We start from the raw sequence: 6,128 nt of genomic DNA on the forward strand, positions 1-6,128 counted from the left end.
GGCTTCCTTTTGGTTGCTCATCGGAACGACGATTGGGGAGTATTTGGGGATAAAATTTGTTGCTCCGGATATCGATCCACAATTGGCGCGTATTGTACTCTGGTTTTTGGGTACGGCTTCCTTTTGGTTGCTCATCGGAACGACGATTGGGGAGTATTTGGGGATAAAATTTGTTGCTCCGGATATCGATCACAGCAGTTGGTTGAGTTTTGGGAGATTGCGTCCTGTACATACCAATGCGGTATTTTGGGGATGGTCTTCCTTAGGGATGATTGGTTTAGGATACTATATCGTACCCCGGGTGAGTAATACATCCTTGGCGAATTACGCATGGGCGTGGTATTCTTTACTTTTGATTAATGCTTCTGTTTTGATTGGATCTCTTAGTTTGATGGCAGGTATTAACAATGGAGGTGGGGAATATAGAGAGTATATTTGGCCTATCATGTTGCTTTTTGCTTTGGGGTTGGGTTTTACGTTACTCAATTACCTGCAAACGATAGCAAGGCGCAAAACAGAAGAGATTTATATTTCCAACTGGTATATTGTGGCAGCAGTGATTTTTATTAGTGTTGTTGCCGTGGTGGGGTATTTGCCTTTTTGGCAAGACGGTTTAGGGGAAACCATCGTCCAAGGGTACTATATGCACCAGGCAGTGGGTATGTGGTTTATGTTGTTTACGCTAGGGATTGTCTATTACTTTGTTCCGCAACAGCTCAATAAACCGATTTACTCCTATAGCTTGGGAATTCTTGCCTTTTGGACACAGATCTTATTTTATACCCTCATTGGAACCCATCACTTTGTGTTTAGTGCAATTCCGTGGTGGTTGCAAACGGTGGCGATTGTTGCTAGTGTGGGAATGGTGATTCCCGTAGTAGCGGGAACGACTAATTTTCTAATGACGTTTAAAGGGGCGTGGCACAAAGTGAAGGACAGTTATACCGTGCCCTTTTTTGTGGTTGGTATTATTTTTTACTTTACGGGTTCGCTCCAAGGTACTGCGGAGTCTTTTCGCTTTACCAATCTCCTTTGGCATTTTACCGATTTTACTGTAGCGCACTCGCATTTGACGATGTACGGTATTATTGCCTTTTTACTCTGGGGTGGAATCTATGCGCTCGTACCTCAATTAACGGGAAAAGAAGCCCCTCAAATTACCGTAGGAGCACATTTTTGGCTAGCTCTTATTGGCTTGTTATTTTACTCTATTCCTTTAATGTACGGTGGAACCTTGCGCGGTATACTTTGGATGGGTGAGGCTCCTTTTATTGAGAGCGTGAAACTCATGATGCCGTATTGGCTATGGCGTGCCATTGGCGGAAGTTTGATGTGGGTGTCTCATTTGTTTTTCGCCTTTAACTTCTACCGCATGATCAAAGTAGAACAGCCCAAAGAAGTTGCGCTTGTAGACGCAGCACTCGAAAAACTACAACAACCTATCAAGTCGAATACAAACTCTTAATTCTGAATCATGGAGATCTTCAATAATCACAAAAAGCTATACCTAGTTGCCAGTGCGTTATTTATCGTTTTGACGTTATTTGTTGCTATACTACCAGCCTTGGATAACCAAGCTAAAATACAACCACTACCAGATGCAATCCCTTTAAGTGAAGCAGCAGTGCGAGGTAAACAAGTTTTTATTGCCAATGGATGTGTTGCTTGTCACAGTCAACAGGTACGCAATGTTGAGATGGATCGCAAATGGGGAGAACGTCCATCCATGTCGGCGGACTATGCAACAAATAAGCGAATAGACGTATGGACCAATACGGCTACGTTAATGGGAACAGAGCGTACAGGACCTGATTTAACCGCAATAGGAACGCGTCAGCCTAGTTTGGACTGGCATTTGGTCCACTTGTTTAATCCGCGTATTGTAGTGAAAGAATCGATTATGCCCGCGTATCCGTTTTTGTTTACTTTCAAGCAAAATCCCACAGATGCAGATGTAGTGGTGGCGGTTCCAGCGGCTTTCTCTGATCCAGCTAAAGGACAGGTAGTTGCAACGCAAGAAGCACTTGATTTGGTGGCTTATTTGCAAGAATTAAAACAAGCCAAATTACCTGAAGCTGCGGTAGTCCCTGAGTTCTTATATCCCCTCAAACAAGAGCAAACAACAGGCAGTAGTATTGCGCAAGAAGCAGCAACAGAAGCGGAGGGTAAAAATCTATACATGAACAATTGTGCGGCTTGCCATCAAGCTAATGGAGAAGGTTTGGCAGGTGCTTTCCCACCACTAAAAAACAGTCCAATTGTGATGGGAGAAAATTTACAACTCTTTGTCGATATCATCATGAATGGTTATGATGCGCGAGGGGAGTATGGTGTAATGCCTGCCGTGGGTACAAATTTGAATTGGACAGCCAAAGAGGTAACGGCAATTGTCAACTATGAACGAAATAATTGGGGGAATCAAGCGCCTATAGTAAGCGTAGAAGAAGTGCAACAAATCATGGAGTATATTAATCAATTAAAAGAGAAATGATGAAAGTAAATCAACGAATTATAGCCTTGCTGGTCGTGGGAATTGGCACGACAACAGCCTACGCCTGTCCTGTATGTGAACGCAATCAACCCAAGCTCTTAAAAGGTGTGGTGCATGGAGCGGGACCTGATAGTCAATGGGATTATCTCATCATCGGTGTTATTTCACTTATCGTCTTGTTAACGCTGTATTTTTCTGTCAAATGGTTGATAAAACCCAACGAAAATCAAGTCAATCACATCAAAAGAATGGTGGTAAATGAAACGCAATATGGAACAAAAGAATAAAGTTTTCCTTTTTATGGATGAGGAGGAGAAACCCTTAGCTGTATTGGAAACCCCAGTGAGGTTTGAACTTGATACAGAACGACTAAGCGATGGAGTACATGTGTTAAAAATTGTCAGTCAAGGTGGAGAAGGAAAGGAGGGAATACGCTTGATTCCTTTTACTGTTAAAAATGGACCATCGATTGAGGTGGAGGGAATCAAAGAACACGCGATTGTCGATGGTACGGTCAATATAATGATTAATGCATACGGGAAAGCGAATCCTAAGACCTTTTTGATCACGGGAAGTGAAACACCGCAGAGTATTCCCTACTGGGTATGGATTACTATTATTGTCGTTGTGGCCTGGGGAATGTACTATATGGCGCGGTGGATCTAGTGGAGGAGGTGTTTGTTGCTTACAACGTACTTTCAATGAGCGCCTACAGCACTTGCCAACTGGACCATCCGCATATTATTATCCTGTACCATACAAAACCGCTAGAGTCAGACTACTTTTACTCTACAATAGTTACTTATAAAAATACACATTATGAAACAACTCACTTTTTACCACGCTGGTTGTCCTGTTTGCGTAAGTGCAGAACAAGACCTGCTCAACTTAATTGCTGATCATCCAATAGAAATCGTTCACTTGGGTGAAGAAAAAGCAAAAGTACAAGAAGCAGAACGTGCGGGGGTACAATCTGTTCCTGCTTTAGTTTTAGCCAATGGAAATGTACTACACATTAACTTTGGGGCTTCAATTGCGGATCTAAAATAAAGCAGTACAAAAAGCCGCTAGGTATCTTCCTAGCGGTTTTTTTGTTGCTGAAGGTGGTATTCACCTAGAAACCTATATCGTTACAATAGAAAAGAGAATGCCTTGGGAAGGTGTTTTTTATTGCAGAAATACGAATGGTATTAAAACAGACAAAAAGTAGCGGATAAACAACTGTTTTCCGAAGGAGGAATCAACCTCCCGACTATTCGATTTGTCGTTAAGTACTACAAAAGCGCTTGCTGTTTTATACCGCAAGCGCTTTTTTGTAAGGTGATAAAAGAGGTGTTGTTAATCATTCGTTTATGGATTGATAATACTGTGGTAATCGTAGGAGACAATTTACTTGTTTTATTTGTGATGTACCTTATTACAGCGGTGGAGAAGGTCCGTTTTAGCGGAGCAATAAACCCTCTAACAAAGAAATAGAACGAGCCGTTGTCAAGGGAAGAGTAGGATAAAATAACAACAAATAGAAATGATAAAGATCAAAACCAGTAGTATTCTAGTACTATTCTGCTTACTTAGTAGCGTGCTCTATAGTCAAAAGCAGAATCCTTCACTTGTTTACCAATCAGCTACAGACTTTACCGTTGTGGGGAAGATAATGGCCACGGATGAACCTTTCCACCGCGTGGATACAACCCAGTATAAGCACCTGCCTAAAGCGGTTAAATTTCACTTGACGCGTTCTGCGGGAATTGCTATAGCATTTAAATCAACAAGTACTTCGATTTATGCTAAATGGTGTACTGATGTAAAAAATAGCGGACCTGCGATGACACCTATTGCTCAAAAGGGATTGGATTTGTATATCAAAAAAGACGGCCAATGGCAATTTGCTGGCGTAGGAAGACCTCAAAATGGTACATTGTGTGCAGAGGATAAACTTATCGGTAATTTGGCGGATGGCGAAAAAGAGTTTTTACTATATTTACCGCCTTATAGTTCGGTTACTCGTTTAGAAATTGGGGTTGAAGCTGAAGCCTCAATTGAAGCAGGAGATTATCCATTTCAAAAAAAGATACTGGTCTATGGATCAAGTATTGTGCAGGGAGCAGGCGCAAGTAGACCAGGGATGGTTTATACCTCCATCTTAGCTAGGCAAACAGGGTATGACTTTTTAAACCTTGGTTTGTCAGGTAGTGCAAAAATGGAAAAAGAAGTAGCAGATTTAGTAGCAGCTATTTCTGCGGATGCCTATATTTTAGATTGCATTCCCAACAGTTCCCCTAAAGAAGTGTTGGAGCGATTAGGGTACTTGATGCAAACTGTGCGCAAGGAAAATCCTACAGCTCCCATATTGGTCATGCAAAGTGTGATAAGGGAATCGGGATTTTTTGATCAGAAATTAGGAGAAAGAGTGAAACAACAAAACGAGAATGCTTACCAAGAGTTTCTCAAGGAGCATCAAGCAGGAATGGACAATATCTACTTCCTTTTTGCCGATCATTTACTGGGTGAGGACCACGATGGAACAGTTGACGGAACGCATCCCAACGATTTGGGGTTTCATCGTATGGTTGAGGTGATGCGCCCACAAATAATTCAAATGCTAAAAAAGAAGTAACTTGGTCAACATAAAAAAATATAGCTATACCTCCTTCATATGGTCCTAGTTGTTCGCTTAGAGTGGCCTGTTGTTTTGGAGCTATGTTGTGTTTACTAATTTTAAAATAATAAATCAATGTCGTTACTAGAGAGTTTAAACTGGAGACATGCTGTAAAGGCTTATGACTCGTCTAAAAAAGTAAGTGAAGAACAAGTAGATAAAATTATTGAGGCAGCCCGTCTGGCGCCGACTTCTTCAGGTCTTCAACCTTTCAAAATACTGGTTGTAAAAGATCAGGCAATCAAAGAAAAATTGGCAGAAGGAGCCTTAAATCCGGAGTGTATGAGAGCGTGTTCTCATGTTTTGATTTTTGCTGCATGGGATACCTATACGGCAGAGAGAATTGACACGGTTTACGATTTTACAACAGATGAAAGAGGATTACCTAGGGGGAGATTTGACAGCTATACAACGAAGTTAAAAGAAATTTATTTGAATCAACCCGATGAAATGAATTTTGCACATACAGCTCGTCAGACCTATATTGCCTTAGGTATGGCTTTAGCACAAGCCGCAGAGTTAAGAGTAGATTCAACCCCTGCGGAAGGGTTTAGTACAGAGGTGGTGGACCGCGTGCTAAATTTACAACAATACGGTTTAAGAAGTGTATCTCTACTGTATATAGGTTTTGCAGATGCAGAACAGGATTGGATCGCGCCGATGAAAAAGGTACGAACACCTAAAGAAGAATTTATTATCGTGTTCTAAGACGTCGGAAATACAACAAAAAACAGGCAATAGGATAAGAAAATTCTATTGCCTGTTTTTTTGTTGATGAGGGTCTTTATATGCAGTTAATATAGTAAAAAACGTTTTGGTTTAAATCTACCTGGACCACTAGGAAAAGTGAATTCTGTATCAGCTGCATGACTCAAAGAGGCTGTATGTTTGTGATCAGTTAATCGGTTATCAGTTAACGGTTATCAGTAGGTTTTTCTAAAAGAGGCAATATTGCCTTTAAACGAAAATCAACGCACA

The 6,128-nt window shown here is 41.2% G+C and carries 7 protein-coding genes; all 7 read left to right on the top strand.

Annotated features, from left to right (window positions below):
* Positions 1-1,465: cbb3-type cytochrome c oxidase subunit I (locus ACPDG9_RS15605; protein WP_430528631.1), on the top strand; the 1,465-nt coding region annotated here is incomplete at its 5' end.
* A 9-nt stretch (positions 1,466-1,474) separates the two neighbouring features.
* Positions 1,475-2,491 (top strand): cbb3-type cytochrome c oxidase subunit II, encoded by a 1,017-nt coding sequence (locus ACPDG9_RS15610; RefSeq protein ID WP_430528632.1) that lies wholly within the window; start codon positions 1,475-1,477, stop codon positions 2,489-2,491.
* Complete coding sequence (locus ACPDG9_RS15615) at positions 2,488-2,778, top strand: hypothetical protein (RefSeq protein WP_430528633.1); 291 nt, start codon at positions 2,488-2,490, stop codon at positions 2,776-2,778. Before ACPDG9_RS15610 ends, ACPDG9_RS15615 begins: the two co-directional genes overlap by 4 nt.
* Positions 2,762-3,157, top strand: coding sequence for a cytochrome C (locus tag ACPDG9_RS15620; RefSeq protein ID WP_430528634.1), 396 nt, complete (start codon positions 2,762-2,764; stop codon positions 3,155-3,157). Before ACPDG9_RS15615 ends, ACPDG9_RS15620 begins: the two co-directional genes overlap by 17 nt.
* 153 nt (positions 3,158-3,310) lie before the next feature.
* Positions 3,311-3,541: a thioredoxin family protein gene (locus tag ACPDG9_RS15625; RefSeq protein ID WP_430528635.1), complete on the top strand. Its 231-nt coding sequence runs from the start codon at positions 3,311-3,313 to the stop codon at positions 3,539-3,541.
* Positions 3,542-4,016: 475 nt separating this feature from the next.
* The gene (locus tag ACPDG9_RS15630) at positions 4,017-5,108 is read left to right on the top strand and encodes an SGNH/GDSL hydrolase family protein (protein ID WP_430528636.1); all 1,092 of its coding nucleotides are present in this window, start codon (positions 4,017-4,019) and stop codon (positions 5,106-5,108) included.
* A gap of 117 nt (positions 5,109-5,225) precedes the next feature.
* Positions 5,226-5,858: a nitroreductase family protein gene (locus ACPDG9_RS15635; protein ID WP_430528637.1), complete on the top strand. Its 633-nt coding sequence runs from the start codon at positions 5,226-5,228 to the stop codon at positions 5,856-5,858.
* The last annotated feature ends 270 nt before the right edge of the window (positions 5,859-6,128 follow it).

Origin of the sequence: Myroides sp. C6-3 (assembly GCF_050522425.1) — a bacterium.
Classification (GTDB): domain Bacteria; phylum Bacteroidota; class Bacteroidia; order Flavobacteriales; family Flavobacteriaceae; genus Flavobacterium.